The organism is Bacteroidota bacterium (assembly GCA_019637975.1).
In the GTDB taxonomy this organism is placed as follows: Bacteria; Bacteroidota; Ignavibacteria; order UBA10030; family UBA6906; genus CAADGV01.
In genome coordinates, this window is sequence record JAHBUR010000051.1 from 1 (window position 1) to 17099 (window position 17099).

The 17099-nt window shown below is 53.1% G+C and carries 12 protein-coding genes; 9 read left to right on the top strand and 3 right to left on the bottom strand.

The window, feature by feature from the left end; translation table 11 throughout:
* A partial coding sequence (locus tag KF749_17625; GenBank protein ID MBX2992974.1) for a cation:proton antiporter occupies positions 1–468 on the bottom strand: 468 nt, incomplete at its 3' end.
* A 140-nt stretch (positions 469–608) separates the two neighbouring features.
* On the opposite strand from KF749_17625, the gene KF749_17630 reads away from it, so the two are divergent.
* The 9 genes from KF749_17630 to pyk all read left to right on the top strand — a co-directional run bounded on the left by KF749_17630 (position 609) and on the right by pyk (position 13808).
* Entirely contained in the window at positions 609–1439 is an 831-nt protein-coding gene (locus KF749_17630) for a hypothetical protein (protein MBX2992975.1), read from the top strand.
* A 99-nt stretch (positions 1440–1538) separates the two neighbouring features.
* Positions 1539–3293, top strand: a complete 1755-nt coding sequence (gene recN / locus KF749_17635) for a DNA repair protein RecN (GenBank protein ID MBX2992976.1) — start codon at positions 1539–1541, stop codon at positions 3291–3293.
* 82 nt (positions 3294–3375) lie between these two features.
* Positions 3376–4830 (top strand): cysteine--tRNA ligase, encoded by a 1455-nt coding sequence (cysS, locus tag KF749_17640; protein MBX2992977.1) that lies wholly within the window; start codon positions 3376–3378, stop codon positions 4828–4830.
* Between the two features lie 9 nt (positions 4831–4839).
* Positions 4840–6384, top strand: coding sequence for an amidohydrolase family protein (locus KF749_17645; protein ID MBX2992978.1), 1545 nt, complete (start codon positions 4840–4842; stop codon positions 6382–6384).
* Between the two features lie 95 nt (positions 6385–6479).
* A complete protein-coding gene (locus tag KF749_17650; protein MBX2992979.1) occupies positions 6480–7586 on the top strand; it encodes a hypothetical protein in 1107 nt (368 codons plus the stop codon).
* A 34-nt stretch (positions 7587–7620) separates the two neighbouring features.
* The gene (locus KF749_17655; protein ID MBX2992980.1) at positions 7621–9084 is read left to right on the top strand and encodes an outer membrane protein transport protein; all 1464 of its coding nucleotides are present in this window, start codon (positions 7621–7623) and stop codon (positions 9082–9084) included.
* A 91-nt stretch (positions 9085–9175) separates the two neighbouring features.
* Positions 9176–11617 (top strand): penicillin acylase family protein, encoded by a 2442-nt coding sequence (locus tag KF749_17660; protein MBX2992981.1) that lies wholly within the window; start codon positions 9176–9178, stop codon positions 11615–11617.
* Complete coding sequence (locus KF749_17665; protein MBX2992982.1) at positions 11614–12369, top strand: NAD-dependent deacylase; 756 nt, start codon at positions 11614–11616, stop codon at positions 12367–12369. Before KF749_17660 ends, KF749_17665 begins: the two co-directional genes overlap by 4 nt.
* A complete protein-coding gene (gene pyk / locus KF749_17670; GenBank protein ID MBX2992983.1) occupies positions 12366–13808 on the top strand; it encodes a pyruvate kinase in 1443 nt (480 codons plus the stop codon). Before KF749_17665 ends, pyk begins: the two co-directional genes overlap by 4 nt.
* Positions 13809–13815: 7 nt before the next feature.
* Here the strand turns inward: pyk and KF749_17675 are convergent, their stop codons facing one another.
* Both KF749_17675 and KF749_17680 read right to left on the bottom strand, forming a co-directional pair.
* A complete protein-coding gene (locus KF749_17675) occupies positions 13816–15267 on the bottom strand; it encodes a PrsW family intramembrane metalloprotease (GenBank protein ID MBX2992984.1) in 1452 nt (483 codons plus the stop codon).
* Positions 15268–15391: 124 nt separating this feature from the next.
* The coding region (locus KF749_17680) for a hypothetical protein (protein ID MBX2992985.1) at positions 15392–17099 on the bottom strand (1708 nt) is incomplete at its 5' end.

Sequence of the window (17099 nt, forward strand, 5' to 3'; positions counted from 1 at the left end):
ACTCACCGCCGACTCGACAATCAAGACTGCACGCGAACCCTTTTCCATCTTCAACTGGGCCACCAGCGGAATGACGACAGCAGACGATGTTCCACCGACAATGGCACCAAGCATAAACGCTTGTGTCGGGCCAAGAATTGTCCACGTGACGGCGCCGACAATCAGCATTGTGGCAAAGAAACTCGCAACCGTCAGCGTGAGGGCAGGACGCATGGTGCTGCGCAACTCGTCGAGATGCAGCCCCATTCCTCCTTCGAACAGAATAATCACAAGCGTGATGGTCGTGAAGACGGGGCCGACATTCCCGAAATGCTCGGGCGAGACGAGTTTGAAGACGGGGCCGATGAGAAAACCGAGAAGAAACAACGAGAGAACATCAGGCACCTTTGTGCGGCTGAAAATCTCCGCGAGAAGATGCGCGAGGAACACAACCATACCGACGAAGGCAATAACCAGGGCAATGTTCATACGTTTACTTCCTGTTGTAGTGTAGGATTGCAGGCAGAAAGGTGTTCGTTGGGGAAACGAATACAGGTAAATGTCGCTGAACTCCGATAAACAAACAAGCGGGAAATTGATACTCACTGGGCATTTGAGTAGAATACGGCATGGCCAATCCAAACCTTCTCGGTATTCCGAATCAATTCTATACACGGCCTCTTACAGAGGCGCTTCGCACGCGTTCATCTCTTCAACTCAAAGAAGATGCACGGCCGAATCTCGCGAGACAACTGCTTGATCATGAGCTTGCGGCCGCCCTTCTTTCGCCTCTCGATTATGCGAAGGAGAGTTCCGACTATCGTATCATCCCCGGTGCGGCGGTAGCATCATACGGCGAGATTGCATCGCTCGTGATTCGTTTTCGTGAAGGCGTGCATCATATCAGGACGCTCGCAGTCGATCCCAGGTTTGCCTCGGAGATTGTTCTGGCAAAGATTATTCTCGCCGAGTCGTTTGACATCGAACCGGCAATCCGGCCAACAATGGATCCTGTTGATACGATATTGCAGAGTGCCGATGCCGTTCTTCTTGCGGGCGATGATGCCTTCCTTCACGGAAGAACATCCTCCAACGCCATTGATCTTGTCGAGGAATGGAATGAGTTGACCGGGTTACCATTCGTTCACGCAATCTGGTGTACGCGAGATCAATCGCTGACGGATGATGAAGTCGATTCCATTCAACAAGCAGCGGTGAAGGGAGTTGCCGGTATTGACGATATTCTTCTCCGTATACAAAAAGATGAACGGGAAGATGCAAAGATCTACCTGGAATCATTCTCGTACGATCTCGATGGCACGGCGCGAGAGGGATTGGCTGAGTTCATGAAATACCTCTACTACCACGGCATCCAGCCTGATGTTGCCGAGTTGAATTTCCTGAAAATGAGAGACGAAAAGAAAGACGATGATCTGCTTCAGGACATCTCCCCAAATTAGAGGTCTCCTGTGAAGTATCATTGCATCACGCTGTCTTTCACAAATTGAATGTTACTCTCTCCTTGCGTAGATTGACCACGGTGTCAAGCACAGTCGGCCATGCTAAAAACTCTCTTCATCAAAAACTACGCACTCATTGACGAACTAACTGTCCGGTTCTCGGGCTCACCGCTCAACGATGTGAATCGCAAGACGAATGGCCGCGGGCTCGTGATTATCACCGGCGAGACCGGTGCCGGCAAGTCGATCATCATCGATGCGCTGGGACTCATCATCGGCGAGCGGGCAAGCACGGAAGTGGTGCGAACCGGCGCAGAAAAAGCTGTTGTTGAAGGGGTGTTTGAGATTTCCGGCAACAAGAAGCTGCGTGCCTTTCTCAAGGAGAACGACATTGAGTTCACCGACGAATTCATCGTTCGACGTGAGGTTTCCATCAAAGGTACAACCCGCTGCCTCGTCAACGACTCGGCAATCACCTTGGGAATGTTGAAGAAGATTGGTGAATTGCTGGTTGATTTGCACGGACAACACGAGCATCAGTCATTGCTGCGTACCGAAACGCACATCGACATGCTCGATGAATTCGGCGGGTTGGATAAGCAGGTTGATGAGTTTCGCGCCGTGTACAAACGCATGCGGGATACATCAGCTCAGTTACGCGAGCTGAAAGAGCGTGAGGCACAGCTCAAAGAGAAGCTTGAGTTGTATACTTTTCAGATCAAAGAGATTGATGCTGTCGCTCCGCAGGCTGGAGAGGAAGAGAAGATTGAACAGGAATTGAAGATTCTCGAAAACGCCGAGAAGCTCGTCAGCACGGCAACGGGACTCTACGAGTTGCTGTACGAAGGAGAGAATTCCGTTCACGATTTGTTGAGCAAGGCCGGCAAGCAGCTTGTCGATCTCACTCAAATCGACAAACAGTTTGCGGATGCTGTCGATGAATGCAAGTCGGCGGAAGCAATAGTCAACGAGCTTGCAAAATTTCTTCAGCGCTACAGCAGCAACGTGGAATTCAATGCCGAACGGCTTGAGGAGTTGCGCCAACGTATGGTAAGCCTGATTGCGCTCAAGAAAAAATATGGCGGCACACTCGAAGCAACACTGGCGCATCGTGAGCGCATCGGCAAGGAAGCCGAGTTGGGCGAAAATTTCGACGCCAACATCCGCAAATTGACAACACAACTCGACGGGCAGCGGAAAGTCTGCGGCCAGCTTGCCGAACAGCTCAGCGCCAAACGCCGTGACGCCGCGAAGAAACTGGACAAGAGCATTCTTGCCGAACTTGCAAATCTTGGAATTCAGAACGCAAAGTTCGTGGCACAAATCCGGCAGCATGTATTGCCGAGCCACAGTGAGTCGGACGGAGAGTTTGTGCAGATCGGCAAGCAGTTGGTGCGCGTATTCCCTGACGGTGCGGACGAAGTCGAGTTTCTGATCTCAACCAATCTCGGCGAAGAGGTGAAACCGCTTGCCAAAGTTGCCTCCGGCGGCGAAGTCTCGCGTATTATGCTTGCGCTCAAAAGCATTCTTGCAAAATCGGATAAGCTTCCCGTACTTATCTTTGATGAAATCGACACGGGCGTCAGCGGACGCATTGCGCAGGCAGTCGGATTGAGTTTGAAGAATCTCTCGACATTCCATCAAATCATCGCCATTACACATTTGCCGCAGATTGCAGGACTTGCGGATGTGCATTTCGTCGTCGAGAAATCTGAAGATGCAAAACGTGCAACGACTTCAATGCGCATGCTCTCCACCGAAGAACGGGTGCAGGAAGTAGCAAAGCTGATGAGCGGAGCCGAAGTGACGGAAGCCGGATTGCGCAGTGCACGAGAATTGATGGGGGTGAAGTGACGGCATTTCCGCTGAAAAAGATGACGGCAGACCGCTCCGATTTCTTAAACATTCACCTGAGTTTATTTGACTATCTTTGATCATGCCCCTTCACCTATACAACACCCTAACTCGTCAAAAAGAAGAATTCAAACCTCTGCGCGAGAAATACGTCGGCATGTACGTTTGCGGGCCGACGGTGTACGGGCACTCGCATTTGGGTCACGGCAAGAGTTATGTTGCCTTCGACGTAATTGTCCGCTACCTGCGGTACCTCGGCTACAACGTCACGTACGTACAGAACATCACCGACGTCGGACATCTGTTGGGCGAAACCAACGAAGGGGAGGATCGTCTGCTGAAAGCAAGCCGCCTCGAACAGAAACATCCGATGGAAATCGCGGAACTGTACACGCGCAGCTACTTCGAAGATATGGATGCGCTGAACGTGCTGCGCCCCGATATTTCCCCGCGGGCAACGGGACACATCGTCGAACAGATTGAGATGGTCAAAGACCTGCTTGCAAAAGGATTGGCATACGAAGCGAACGGCTCGGTGTATTTTGACGTGCACAAGTTTCACGGCTACGGAAAACTCTCCGGCAGGTCGGTCGAGGAACTGGAAGCCGGTGCCCGCGTTGAAGTGAAATCCGAGAAACGGCATCCCGCCGATTTCGCGCTCTGGAAAAAGGCCGAACCCGAACACATTATGCGCTGGCCGAGTCCGTGGGGCGAAGGGTTTCCCGGCTGGCATATCGAATGCTCGGCAATGTCGATGAAATATTTGGGCGAGAGTTTCGATATTCACGGCGGCGGATTGGAGAACCAATTTCCCCATCATGAATGCGAGATTGCGCAAAGCGAAGGGGCAACGGGCAAGCCGTTCGTGAAGTACTGGCTGCACAACAACATGGTGACCGTTGACGGACAGAAGATGGGGAAATCCCTCAACAACTTCACGACGTTGAAGGATGCGTACAAGAAATGGAAACCCGAAACGATCCGCTTCTTCATTCTTCAAAGTCATTACCGGAGCACGCTCGATTTCAGCGACGAGGCGGTTGATGCAGCGGGCAAGGGGCTCGACAAGCTCAACAATACAGTCCGATCGGTGCGTGAGAAGATGAAGAACGCTGTAGCCGGGGGCTCAGCGGTTTCCATCGATCTTGACCGTCACAAAGCTGCATTTCTGGCGGCAATGGATGATGATTTCAACACGCCGCAGGCGCTCGCCGCGTTGTTTGACTTCAGCAGAGAGGTAAACCAGTTGTTGGCAACCGAGGCCTCGCTTTCCCTTTCTTCCCTTCAACACATCGATGCGCTGTACCGAGAATTGGCGGAGACGATTCTTGGACTTACGTTCGGCGACTCCCGCGCAGATTCATCGGACGCGCGTATTCTTGACGGGTTAATGGAATTGATTTTGGATTTGCGCAAAGATATCCGTGCTCAAAAGATGTATGCCCTTTCCGACAAAATTCGTAATGCGCTGAATGCAATTGGAATTGTGGTGGAGGATAAGAAAGACGGCACAACAACCTGGCGCAAAGGATCGTAGAATTTCTTGATGGCGCACGCTATAATCATAGCCAACGGCACTGTTCTCACCTGCGATGCAGCGAACCGGTGCGGCCGACTGCACATTGTTGTCAGCAACGGGAGATTTCTGAACATTTCCGACAACCTCGACAGGCTGCGGAGCGAACATCCCCAGGCCGAATTGTTCGACGCCAAGGGGATGCTGATCGTGCCGGGATTTGTCAACGCCCATTACCACGGCGAGAGTTTTCTCTTGCGCGCCACAACTGAAGGATTTCATTTCAGTTTGTGGAAGGACGAGGGACCGCTTCAACAGGCGGCAACACGACTTCTGCACAAATCAAGTTACGAGGATGTCCGCACGTTATACCGGGCCGCCTACGGGGCGCATTTGTTGTCGGGAACAACGTGCGTTGGCGAGTTTCCTCCGGATGTCGACGAAAACGCGTTCGGGTATATGCTGCAAGGCATTGAGCCGAGCGGAATCATCCCTGTCATCACACTGCAGAATTGGGAACATATCGGGGCAGTTCGTTCTCTTCACGAAAAGCGGCCGCGTGTTGCCGTGAATATGGGAAAAGAGAACGACTTCACAGTGTACAGTATCGAGAAACTCTCGCAGGCTGCAAAGGAGTTGCGTGCCCCGCTGCTTGCGCATGTGGCGGAACAACGCGACGATGTCGAGATTGTGAGAAAGAATTTTCAGAAGGATATTCTCACTCTTCTCAACTCCTTCAATGCCATCCGGCAGAGCACGATCCTGATTCACGCGAACCATTGCTCCGATTCCGAGGCTGCAATCGTGAAGGAAGCGAACGGCACGGTGATCGTGTGCGCTCGTTCAACCGCCCTGAAGCAAACCGGCTACCCGGCACTCCGGCACCTTGCCAAACGGCATGTACGATTGGCCATGGGAACAGACTGGGGGGATGTGGATATGCCGGCAGAGATGCGCTTCATCAGCCAACTGCCTCTTGTCGTGCCGGGACTTCGCCTGTTTTCTTCGCTCGAAATTCTCAGAATGGCAACAATCAACGGCGCGTATGCGCTCGGTCTCTCCGCCGAAACAGGCTCGATCGAACCGGGTAAGCGTGCCGATGCGGTATTGTTCAACGCGGAAGATATCCGCCTGCCGCTGACGACTGCAACATCATCTGCAGAATCAGTAGCGAGCATTGTCGTCAACCACCTTTCTACGGGCGATATTCATACGGTAATGATGAACGGAACCTTCGCAGAGAGATCAACATCAAACCGGGAACACTTTGCCGCATTCTCTGCGACGGCACGAAAGTTCTTCTCCGAAAAAGTACTTTCGCGTCCGCAGACGCACGAACATACAACCGAACTCGCGCGCAATGTACTTCCGTTCTCATCAGAAGCCCGGTCTCAACAGGAGGAAAATGAGGGATTCGAAGAAGGGTTTCCCGCCTCAGCACGGACAACCCGTGTTGTCGGGATGGCTGAGCCGGCAAATCCCTTGGTAAATCGCCCGAAACCGCAACGCGAGCCGATAAGGCCGGAACTCCCCAAAGACACCCGCCGCGTATTTGGCGAAGATGATGATGTGTAGGGGATTGGGTAACCTCACAACGTACAACTCCCAGAATTAAATCCCCGGGAAATGTGTTGTTATTAGTGAACGTGATGTGTTCATGAATTAGCACAATGGTGCAGATATGCAAGGCTGCCTGCGTGCAGCAAGCGGAATTTCTTCGTAAATTCCATCAATCAACAAACCAACGGGTGATGACGGGTGTCAAAGTGTTGGCATCGATGTTGTCGTTCACTCAAGTATTCAAAGGAAAAAAGGAGAAAGTGAGGGTTCGTATGAAGAATCTTCTGCTCAGTATCGGAGTATTGGTCGGTTTCGGGATTATGACTTCCGGATGCTATACCCAATTCGGCGCGACCCGTGACGAATCCGCGAGCGAATCCGATTATGCCTATCAAGAAGAAGAAACCCAAAACGACGATGGGTACTACGACGATTACGAATATCGTCGAAGCCGTTTATACTTCGATTACTACTATCCGTCTGTAACCATCGGTTTCGGTGTCGGCTACGACCCGTGGTATTGGCGCAATCCCTGGCGATACCATTACTGGTCGGGTTACTATCCGTGGTGGTGCGGAACTTCCTATCCCGCAATTTATGTCGGTTGGTGGTCACCTTTCTATGATCCCTGGTATGGGTGGTATCCGCGGCATGGTTGGAGCGGTGGTGGAACATATGCCGGCGGCACGTACGGACACGGTACAACAAGAACGGTGGGCGTAACAAGAACGGGCGGAGAAACGCGCGGCAACGGTGGCGGCAGAAGTTCGTACGGAAACGACAACTCGTTGCCCACGGGGTACAGAGGGAGTGGAACGGTAACCAGAACAGGCTCGGCAACACCGACGCGTGAAGAGGCGGCAGGCGCGAGGGTATCAACGGGACGGAGCGGAAGCAGCAGTCAGGACCGTAGCGGCTCGCGGGAAGGAACGGTGACGCGGGGCGGATCAACAAGATCGGGCGGAGGACGTGAAGGTACACGAAGCGGCGAAGTCCGCACGCCATCCCGTCCGCCGGCACAATCGCCGCCGCCGGGCAACTCATCTGGAGGCGGGAGCCGGACTGGCGGCCGTTCGGAGGGAGGCAGATCGTCTGGCGGCGGGCAGTCAGTTTCGCCACCGGCACAATCAACACCACCGCCAGCTCCTGCACCAAGCTCTCCTCCGCCATCGAATGGGGGCGGCAGCAGGAATTCGGGCGGACGAGGCGGACGTTAGAATACCAGTTGAATTATCTGAGGGCAGATAGCAGATGAAGATGGAAAATGGTTACATCACGCTAAGAAGATATATCCTAACAGTTGCTGTCGTCGCGGTGTTTTCCGCCGGAGGATTAGCGCAGTTTCCAGAAGATGCGCTCAGGTTCGCAACACCGGGATTGGGGGTCGGCGCCCGTGCTATGGGAATGGGCGGCGCCTATACCGGTGTTGCCAGTGATTACAGCGCGCTGTTCTGGAATCCGGCAGGACTCGTTCAACTTGAGCACGGCGAGTTCTCGCTCGGGTTATCGCATCTCAACTTCCAGAACACGAGTACCTTTCTCGGCGCATCCGAATCATACACCAACAACGCGACACAACTGAACGCGCTCGGACTTGTCTTCCCTGTGCAAGTTAGAAGAGGAAGTCTCGTCTTTGCGTTCGGATACAATCGCCAGAGCAATTTTACCACAGGTCTGTCGTTCGAAGCATTCAATACGAACGGCAGTATTGTTCAGACATTCAATCGCGACGGAGCCGCTGTCAGCGGAAGTCCCAGTGGAATTGCCTGGGAGCTGTATCTCGCCGACACGACAACTGACGGACAAGGGAGAAGTATCTACTACAGCCCCATCGTTGACCGGGTCACTCAACTCGGCAAAGTGTTGGAGGGCGGCGGATTAAACAACTACTCGGCAGGCGCCGCCGTTGACATCGCCAAAAATGTTTCCGTTGGTGCCACACTCAATTATGTGAGCGGCACATACAAGTATGATCGTACCTACAAAGAGCAGGATAACCGGAACATCTATCAAAGCAACATCAACGGAAGCCCGCTGCAATTCGACCAGTTTGTGCAGGATGATTTTGTTGAAAGCGATATCACGGGTTTCAATGCCAAGCTTGGATTATTCTATCGTGTACCGGACCGGTTTCGTTTCGGGCTCACGGCAAAATCTCCAACCGTGTTTCGTGTACAAGAGAGTTTCGGAACCACGTACAGCGCCAACTTCGATAACGGCGACAACGTGAAACTCGATCCCGAAAACAACAAAGGCGAGTACGATGTCGCAACCCCGTGGGTGTTCAGTGCGGGAGCTTCCGTTATCATTCGTGACCTCGTGCTTTCGGGAGATGTGGAGTATACGGATTGGACGCAGTTGGAATTCCGGAACGCCAATCCCGATTTGATTGCGCTCAATAAGGAGATGAAAGATCTCTTCCGCGCTACGGCAAATTTGCGGGCGGGTGCGGAGTATGATGTGAAGCAGGCCGGCGTACGCATTCGAGGCGGGTTTGTATACAATACCTCCCCCTATCGCAATGATCCGAGTTCTTTCGATCAGAAGTATGTCACGGGCGGACTCGGCATTCTGCTGAGCGAAGATACAATGCTCGACTTGACCTACGCCCGCGGTTGGTGGAAGACGTTCCGCTACAACTACGCAGGCAGCCCGAGAGTTGAAGAAGATGTTACCACCAACAACTTCAATCTCACATTCTCCTATCGCTTCTGAAATTGCAACAGGTTGCGTGAATGAATATATTAAGTCCGTCGCAAGACGGACTTTTTATTTTCTGCCCTAAACACTCCGAACGGAGCTTCCGTTGTCCACAAAACGCAAAATCATTTTCGGCCTGGCCATTGTTCTTGTTGTCACGTTTGTCAGCGGCTTTCTCTTTCTGCGGTATGAAATCCGGAAATCCTTCCCCGAAACATCGGGTACGCTTGCCGTTGCGGGGTTGCAGAACTCCGCAGTGATTACCCGCGATGATTTTGGCGTGCCGCATATTGATGCGCAAAATGAACATGACCTCATGTTCTCGCTCGGTTATGTCCATGCACAGGATCGTCTCTGGCAAATGGATATGGCGCGTCGCATCGGCCAGGGCCGGTTGTCTGAACTGTTCGGCGATGTAACCCTTCCGTTCGACAGGATGTTCCGGATCATCGGCATCAGAAGGATTTCTGAAGAAGTGGAGCGAAACATCACGGCGACTTCACTCGCACGCATCGGGGCGTATGCCGCCGGTGTCAACGCGTTCATCGAATCCCACAAAGGAAAATACCCCGTCGAGTTTGATTTGCTTCGCTATGACCCCGAGCCGTGGACGCCGCTGCACAGCATCATAATCGGAAGGCTGATGGCGTGGGAGTTAAATCTCTCGTGGTGGGTTGATCTTACTCTGGGCGCAATCGTTGATAAACTGGGCTATGAAAAGGCGAGCGAAGTTTTCCCGACCTATCCTGCCGATGTGCCGCCGATAGTTCCTTCGACCGAATGGAAGAAAACCGTCGGCCCGGCGCTCGCATTTCTTCACACTGCACAGGAGTACTGTACGTTTCGTGGAATTGGCGGCGTACTCGGCGGCAGTAACGCCTGGGTTGTCGGCTCGAAGAAATCCGTGACGGGCAGCGCGATTCTTGCCAACGACACGCATCTTCAGCTCACGAATCCATCGAAGTGGTATGAAGTAAGCCTGAAGGCACCCGGATATGATGTGATGGGATTTTCGATTCCCGGCGTTCCGGGTGTCGTAGCCGGACGCAACGCCGACCTCGCATGGGGATTGACGAACGTGATGGCCGATGATGCCGATTTCTATATTGAGATGATCGATTCCTCCGATGCGGCGCGGTACATCTACGACGGGCAGTCTCTTCCCATCTCAATCCGGGAGGAAGAGATTCAGGTTCGCAACGACACGACGCATTATGTTACTATCCGCTCGACACATCACGGCCCGATTGTTACCGATATCTCAACATCATTGAAGAAGTCCGCGCCATCGTTTGTCGCAAGCATGCGCTGGACGGGCTCGGAAATCAGCGATCAGATCGAGGCGTTTAACAAGATTAATCGTGCAACGGATTGGGTTGAGTTTGTTGCAGGCGTCAGGGAATTTTCCGGGCCGGGACAAAACTTCGTGTACGGCGACAAAAAAGGAAACATCGGCTACTGGTGCGGCGTGAAACTTCCGATACGCTCGCGGCAGAACATTACAACTCTACCGCTTGCAGGATGGGAGAAATCGACCGAATGGCAGGGTTTTGTTCCGTTCGAAAAGCTTCCGCATCTTTTCAATCCGCCGGAAGGGTATATCGCAACGGCCAACAACAAGATTGTTGATGACTCGTACCCGTATCACATTTCCGATTTGTGGGAACCCCCGTCGCGCAGTCAACGCTTGCGAGAGATGCTCAACGTTGAAGGCACATTTTCTGTGAAGGACTTCGAACGCTTGCAGAACGATCAATTCTCCCACTATGCAAAGGAACTCACCCCGTACATCATCGACGCGTGTAAAGGCTCTCTTGACTCATCCTATCGTGACCGTGTTCTTGAGCATCTGACCACGTGGACGTTCGTGTTCTCGAAAGAAGATGTTGCAACGGCCATCTACCAACACTTCCTGACACTCCTCATCAAGAACATCTACGAGGATGAGTTGGGGCCGGACCTGTTTCATGACTACGTGATTCTCGTAAACATACCGCTGCGCGTAACGCTGCGACTTGTCAAAGAGGGAACATCAGTGTGGTTTGATAACATACACACTGATGCAGTCGAGTCTCGTGATGACATCATCCGTCAAAGCATGCAGAAAACGATCGATGCTCTGCGCCAAAAGCTCGGTGGCGAAACGCAACACTGGCAGTGGGGCAGCCTGCATACCGTCACCTTGCAACATCCGTTCGGGTTGCAGAAGCCGCTGGACAGAGTCTTCAGCATCGGGCCGTTCCCCTACGGTGGCGCGTCAACGGCGCTGACGAGCGGAGAATACAGCTTCAACGATGTGTTGCAGCCGGGCGAGATGGTGAAGCCGTTCGGCGTTACAGTCGGCGCTTCATTCAGACACATTGTTGATATGGCAAATCCGCATGAAGCGCGGACGGTTCTGCCGTCGGGCCAATCGGGGCAAGTGTTCAGCAAACACTTTGATGATCAAACACCTCTCTGGCTGAACGGCGCGTACAAAGAATCACGGTGGGATAGCGTATTTGTTTCCACGCTAAAGGAACGACTGACGTTGGTGCCTGCTCAATGAAATTTCCAGATTCACTGCTTGCAAAGCTTGCAAGCGCGCGCGATGTAGTCGCCTTTACCGGTGCGGGCATCTCCGCCGAAAGCGGCGTGCCGACGTTCCGAGGCAACGAAGGCATCTGGACGAAATTCAAGCCGGAGGAACTCGCCAATCTCAACGCCTTCATGCGTAATCCGGAATTGGTGTGGGAATGGTACTCCGCCCGCAAGAAGGTGATTGCCGAAGTTCAACCGAATGCGGGACATTACGCTTTGGCGGAGATGGAGAAGATATTTTCATCATTAGCCGTCATCACACAAAACATCGACAATTTGCATCGCAGAGCAGGAAGCAGAAATGTATTTGAACTGCATGGCAACATCGAGCGCAATTACTGTATGCGGTGCGGCAAACAGTTTTCGAATGAATTCGTTCTGACAGGCAAGGCGGTCCCGAAATGCGAATGCGGCGGACTGATTCGTCCCGACGTTGTGTGGTTTGGCGAACTGCTTCCGGAGGATGAATGGCGGGGCGCTGAGAAAGCGTGCCAACGGGCAGACGTGTTGTTTTCCATCGGCACATCGGGGGTTGTGTACCCCGCAGCCGCGCTTCCCATGGAGGCAAAGCGCAACGGCGCGTTCATTATCGAAATCAATCCACAACCGACTCCGCTGACGGAATACGCTGATGAGTTTCTTCAGGGGAAATCGGGATCCATCCTTCCCGCTCTTCTTCAGCAGATGAAGCAACTTCAACAATCTCGAGTGCAGCCATGATGCCGAACAAACACGGTAACACGAAAATCGTCTGTACGCTCGGGCCGTCGTCAAACTCGGTTGATATGCTGATGCGATTGATACAGTCGGGTGTCGATGTTGTGCGTTTCAACTTCTCCCACGGCTCGCATGAAGAACATCTCGGCACGCTCCGCAACGTTCAGGATGCAATGAAGCGAACCGGAGAGTTCATCACTGTGTTGCAGGATTTACAGGGTCCGAAAATTCGTATCGGCAGATTCACGACGCCGTTCGTTGAGCTGCGTGCCGGGGCTATCTTCACCATTACGACCGATCAGACTGCGGGCGATGAGACGAGAGTCAGCACAACGTACACCAATCTCATCAAGGATGTTCATCCCGGCGATATGATCTTGCTGGATGACGGGAAGCTTCGTGTGCGGGTTCAGGAAGTGAGGGGAACGAACGTGCAATGCGAGGTGATCGTCGGCGGCACGCTTTCTGCAAACAAGGGGATCAATCTGCCAAATGTTGCCGTCAGCACACCGTCATTGACGGAGAAGGATCTTCGCGATTTGGACTTCGGTATCAAGAACGATGTTGACTACATTGCCCTTTCGTTCGTCCGCACGGCGGAGGATATCCGCCAACTGCGGAAGGCAATCATCGGGCGGATAGAGAAGAATCGCTTTCTCCCGATCGTCGCAAAGATTGAAAAACCCCAGGCGGTAGCCAACATTGATGAGATTATTGCAGAGGCTGATGCCATCATGATTGCACGCGGCGACCTCGGTGTTGAACTGCCGCCGGAGGACGTGCCGATGTTGCAGAAAAAGATCATCAGAAAATGCAGCGCGGCCGGCAAGCCCGTCATCATTGCGACGCAAATGCTCGAATCCATGATCAACAATCCGACGCCGACGCGTGCCGAAGCGAACGACGTTGCAAACGGCGTTGTTGATGGCGCGGACGCGGTGATGCTCAGCGGCGAAACATCCGTCGGCAAGTACCCGCTTGAAGCCGTGCAGATGATGCACCGGATCATCACAAAAGTCGAATCCGAGCAGTTGAACACGCAGCGCATACTCGATCATATTCCGCACGGCGTTTCGAGCAGACATGATGCACTCGGCAGGGCGGCGTGCGTGCTTGCAGAACAAATGAATGCCTCTGCAATCGTTTGTGTAACGCATTCGGGCAAGACGGCACGGGTCGTCTCCCGCTACCGCCCGCGGACGCGCATTCTCGCCGTTACCGACCGCTCGAAAATTATGCGGCGCCTCAACCTGATTTGGGGAGTTCACGGTATTGCGATCGACACCCTCGAACAGGATTCGGACAAAGCTCTGAAGCAGATTCAGGAACGGCTGCTGAACTTGGGCCTGATTCAGCGCGGAGAATACATTGTGCTTCTTGCGGGCCAGCCCTTCTTCGCCCGCGGCTCAACGAACTTTATCGAGGTCGAAAAGGTGGTGTGAGGATGTCCTACTCTTCTACATAATCAATCCTTGTCTTGCAGTGGGAACATGGAAAACCGGTTTCGTTGCGGGAAGAAAGTTCGATAACAACGGTTTCCCGGCAGGCGGGACACGATGCCTCGGGCGGCAGCAGATATTGTTGTATGTTCGTGATTTCCGCGATTTCGATCACTTCCGTTCTCTTGCCACACTCAGGACAGGCAAATTCTCCGTTCTCACGTTCCCACTTGGAAAGCTGCAACTCAGATTTGCACGACGGGCACACCGCAAAGGGTTTTAGCCGGTACTGTACCGGTTCGGTGAGCCCTTTCTCAAGAAACTGCATCACCACGGAGGGCATGGAAGCTGCGTTGAAAAACCTGCACTTCGGGCAGACAAACCACCCCCTGTTGCGCTCGGCGACCGATAGCTCGAACTCTCCCCAACATGAGAGGCAATCAAGAGTCCTTGGCAATGCGTTCGATCGAAGAACGAGCGCTTCCATCTCGAGGTCGGCATTGTCCGTTTCGGGGATCGTCGCATCCTCCACATCTTGGATGTTGGTGGAACTCTCCCCGGCAATCATCTCCACGGGCTCGTCAGGGCGGTTGAATGTGTTGCACGACGGACAACTGTACGCGCCGCGCCTCCGCTCACTAAGCGTGAGAGAAACGTCCGCAGCACACTTCGTGCATTGCACAAACTCGGGCAACATGGACCTTTCAGGTGCCGCACTGAGTTCACCCGATCCGGCAAGAAAAAAATCTCTCGCCTTTCTTTCTGATTCAGGAATTGCCACCGCGTGTGATGACAAACCCTTGAATGGCGAACCCGAAAGCAGGTCGTCGACATTTCTGTTGAGGCGCTTCCAGAGGTAGGGAAGAAGGAAAACAATCACCGCATAAAGAAGTCCGATAGTCAGAAAAAGATTGAAGAGTGCATGGCCGAGCATTGAAAGAAGAAGCCCGAGAACGACGGTACGTGCACGCAATTCACGAGGTTGGAACTTTGCCCTCCCTAACGCGTACCCCCACAACGTTGAAAAGAGAACGTGCCCCGGCACGGAAAACAACGCTCGCACGACGAAGGTTGATGATGCCGACGCCAGCCCGCCTTCGCTGTATTGATCGGCGATGTAGCCGACATTTTCTATCGACGCAAACCCCAACGCCGCTGCGGCAGAATAGACGATGCCGTCCATCGGCTCATTGAATTCTTTGTTGTTGTAGATGGTGAAGCGGACAACGGCAAACTTGGCAAGTTCTTCGATAATCGGGGCGACGATGACGGCAGCAACGAAGAATGATTCATTGAAGGGACTCCCGACTATTGCCACGGGCACCGCAGCAAGTACGCCAAATCCAGCTGTTCTGAGCACAAGCCGTTGGGGCTCCGGCTCGTACTTGTCCTTGCGGTAGAAGTACCAAAGCCAGAAAACGCCGGGGGCAAAGCCGGCCGCAAAAAGGAGAATAATGTCCATCGAATCAGATTATGCCGTATACATGATTGTCGCCTGAGATGTAAATATGTTACATCCGGATGAATCTTAAGGGCTGCTCCAACGTGTCCTTGGTCTTCAGGCCATCAGCGTATTCCAAGCAGGTCTATTTCCATCTCTTGTAGTTCACTTCACACAGCACCGAGGAGAGATCATTGAAGATGATGTCCGTCGGTTTGAGAGGCAGCAACGGCAAATCCTGTTCTGCTTTTTCGCCTGAAACAACAATGCGGATCCGGATGAACTTGTCTCCGGGGAATTTGATCAGCAGAGGAACCGGCATACTGAAGTCTTTCGGAACATTCTCCTGCAGCACCCGTACTGTCACCCTGAATTTTCCGTCCGGAACCTCTTCGGTCTTGTAGGAGAAGGTATATTCTGGGACCTTCGTGTCCATCACCCACTGGTTGAAGAACCACGTCATGTTGCTTCCAATATGCTTCTCCACGGTACGCTGGAAATCCCGTGTGGAGGCCTCCTTCCCCAAATACGTTGAATAGAACTCACGCATCATGTTCTTGAATTTCTCCTCATTCATCGTGCGTAGATCAAGCAGCATGTTTCTCAGCATGTGCAGAATCCACGCTCCTTTCTTGTACACAATAAGGTCGTAATCACCGCGGGTGTTGCTCGACTGCGTGCGGTAGCCGAGCCAGACAGGCCCGGCCTCCTGTCCGCTGCCGAGCAGGAATTTTCTATTGCCGAGAATCCGTTCCTTCATCTTCTCCAAAGCGTTGAAGAATTTCTTGTTGTCATTCAGCACTGCCTGCATGTACCACAGGCCGGAATATTCGGAAAACGCCTCGCTCAACCACTGGTCGTGATACGTCTTGAAATTCACTCCTACTCCCCACCATTGATGCGCCACTTCATGCGCACGGAAGATCTCGTTCCCTCCGTCCTTGTCAAAACGCTTGTACGTCGCCCAAGACAAATGTATCAGCCCGGGAAATGCTTCGCCGTGAAAGTACGGCGTCTCCGTCGCGTGAACTTCATCCACCGGGCTTTTGCCGTACACATGCTGGAAGAATCTCATGCTGTTCAACATGTCGCTTCGTACCTCTGTGGCAAGATTTGAACCGAACCGCCTAGGGGCATACTCGAACGCATACGCATGCACATCCGGCAGATCCTCCCCTTCCGATTTCTCTGCGTGTGCGCCGTCTTCGTCGGGCATGATTTCCCGGAATTTACCCACGGTGAATGATACGTTATGCGATGGCCGAACAGTTACCCATCGTGAGGTCACGGTGTCCCCGGATTGTTGCTCGTAGAGCCTCTTACCGGCGGAAACCAGCTTGAATGTTGCGGGCGACCGGAAGGTGAGGTCGAAATTTGCTCTCGTCCGATATCCGTAACGTGGATACCATGAACTCGACGATTTCAGTCCGATCCACCCGTCTTCATTTCTCTCGAGCAAATCGCCCCTGTATGTCACCATCAGCGAACAGAGTTCGTCGGAGTGAAGCGGACGCGGAGCCCGAACCCAGAACATGGAGCCATCGCGGTGTCGAAAGTACGCCGCCGGAACCTCGCCATTCCACAAGACATCCCCGACCGTGAGGCGGGAATAGAGATAAAACGGAATCCACCGCAATGAGTCCGTCCGGGATCGGAAACGAATGGTGGAGGAAGCAGAGAATGTAAGATTGGAGGCAATCGACGACTCGATCCTGTAGTCGGAAATGAGGATCCGGTTTTTCGTCTCATCGCCGTTCGTTTCATTCGATTGATATTTGTCCAGAGTATGGAATTGTGTAATCAACTCCCGGTAATACGTACCGGTCCCCTCGCCGCGTTTGTAAAAAGCCACC

Bases quoted from the DNA above. Each gene is read 5' to 3' on its own strand.
- cysS (MBX2992977.1), top strand. From the start codon at position 3,376: ATGCCCCTTCACCTATACAACACCCTAACTCGTCAAAAAGAAGAATTC.
- KF749_17650 (MBX2992979.1), top strand. From the start codon at position 6,480: ATGGTGCAGATATGCAAGGCTGCCTGCGTGCAGCAAGCGGAATTTCTT.
- KF749_17665 (MBX2992982.1), top strand. From the start codon at position 11,614: ATGAAATTTCCAGATTCACTGCTTGCAAAGCTTGCAAGCGCGCGCGAT.
- KF749_17645 (MBX2992978.1), top strand. From the start codon at position 4,840: ATGGCGCACGCTATAATCATAGCCAACGGCACTGTTCTCACCTGCGAT.
- KF749_17630 (MBX2992975.1), top strand. From the start codon at position 609: ATGGCCAATCCAAACCTTCTCGGTATTCCGAATCAATTCTATACACGG.
- KF749_17675 (MBX2992984.1), bottom strand. From the start codon at position 15,267: ATGGACATTATTCTCCTTTTTGCGGCCGGCTTTGCCCCCGGCGTTTTC.
- recN (MBX2992976.1), top strand. From the start codon at position 1,539: ATGCTAAAAACTCTCTTCATCAAAAACTACGCACTCATTGACGAACTA.
- pyk (MBX2992983.1), top strand. From the start codon at position 12,366: ATGATGCCGAACAAACACGGTAACACGAAAATCGTCTGTACGCTCGGG.
- KF749_17655 (MBX2992980.1), top strand. From the start codon at position 7,621: ATGAAGATGGAAAATGGTTACATCACGCTAAGAAGATATATCCTAACA.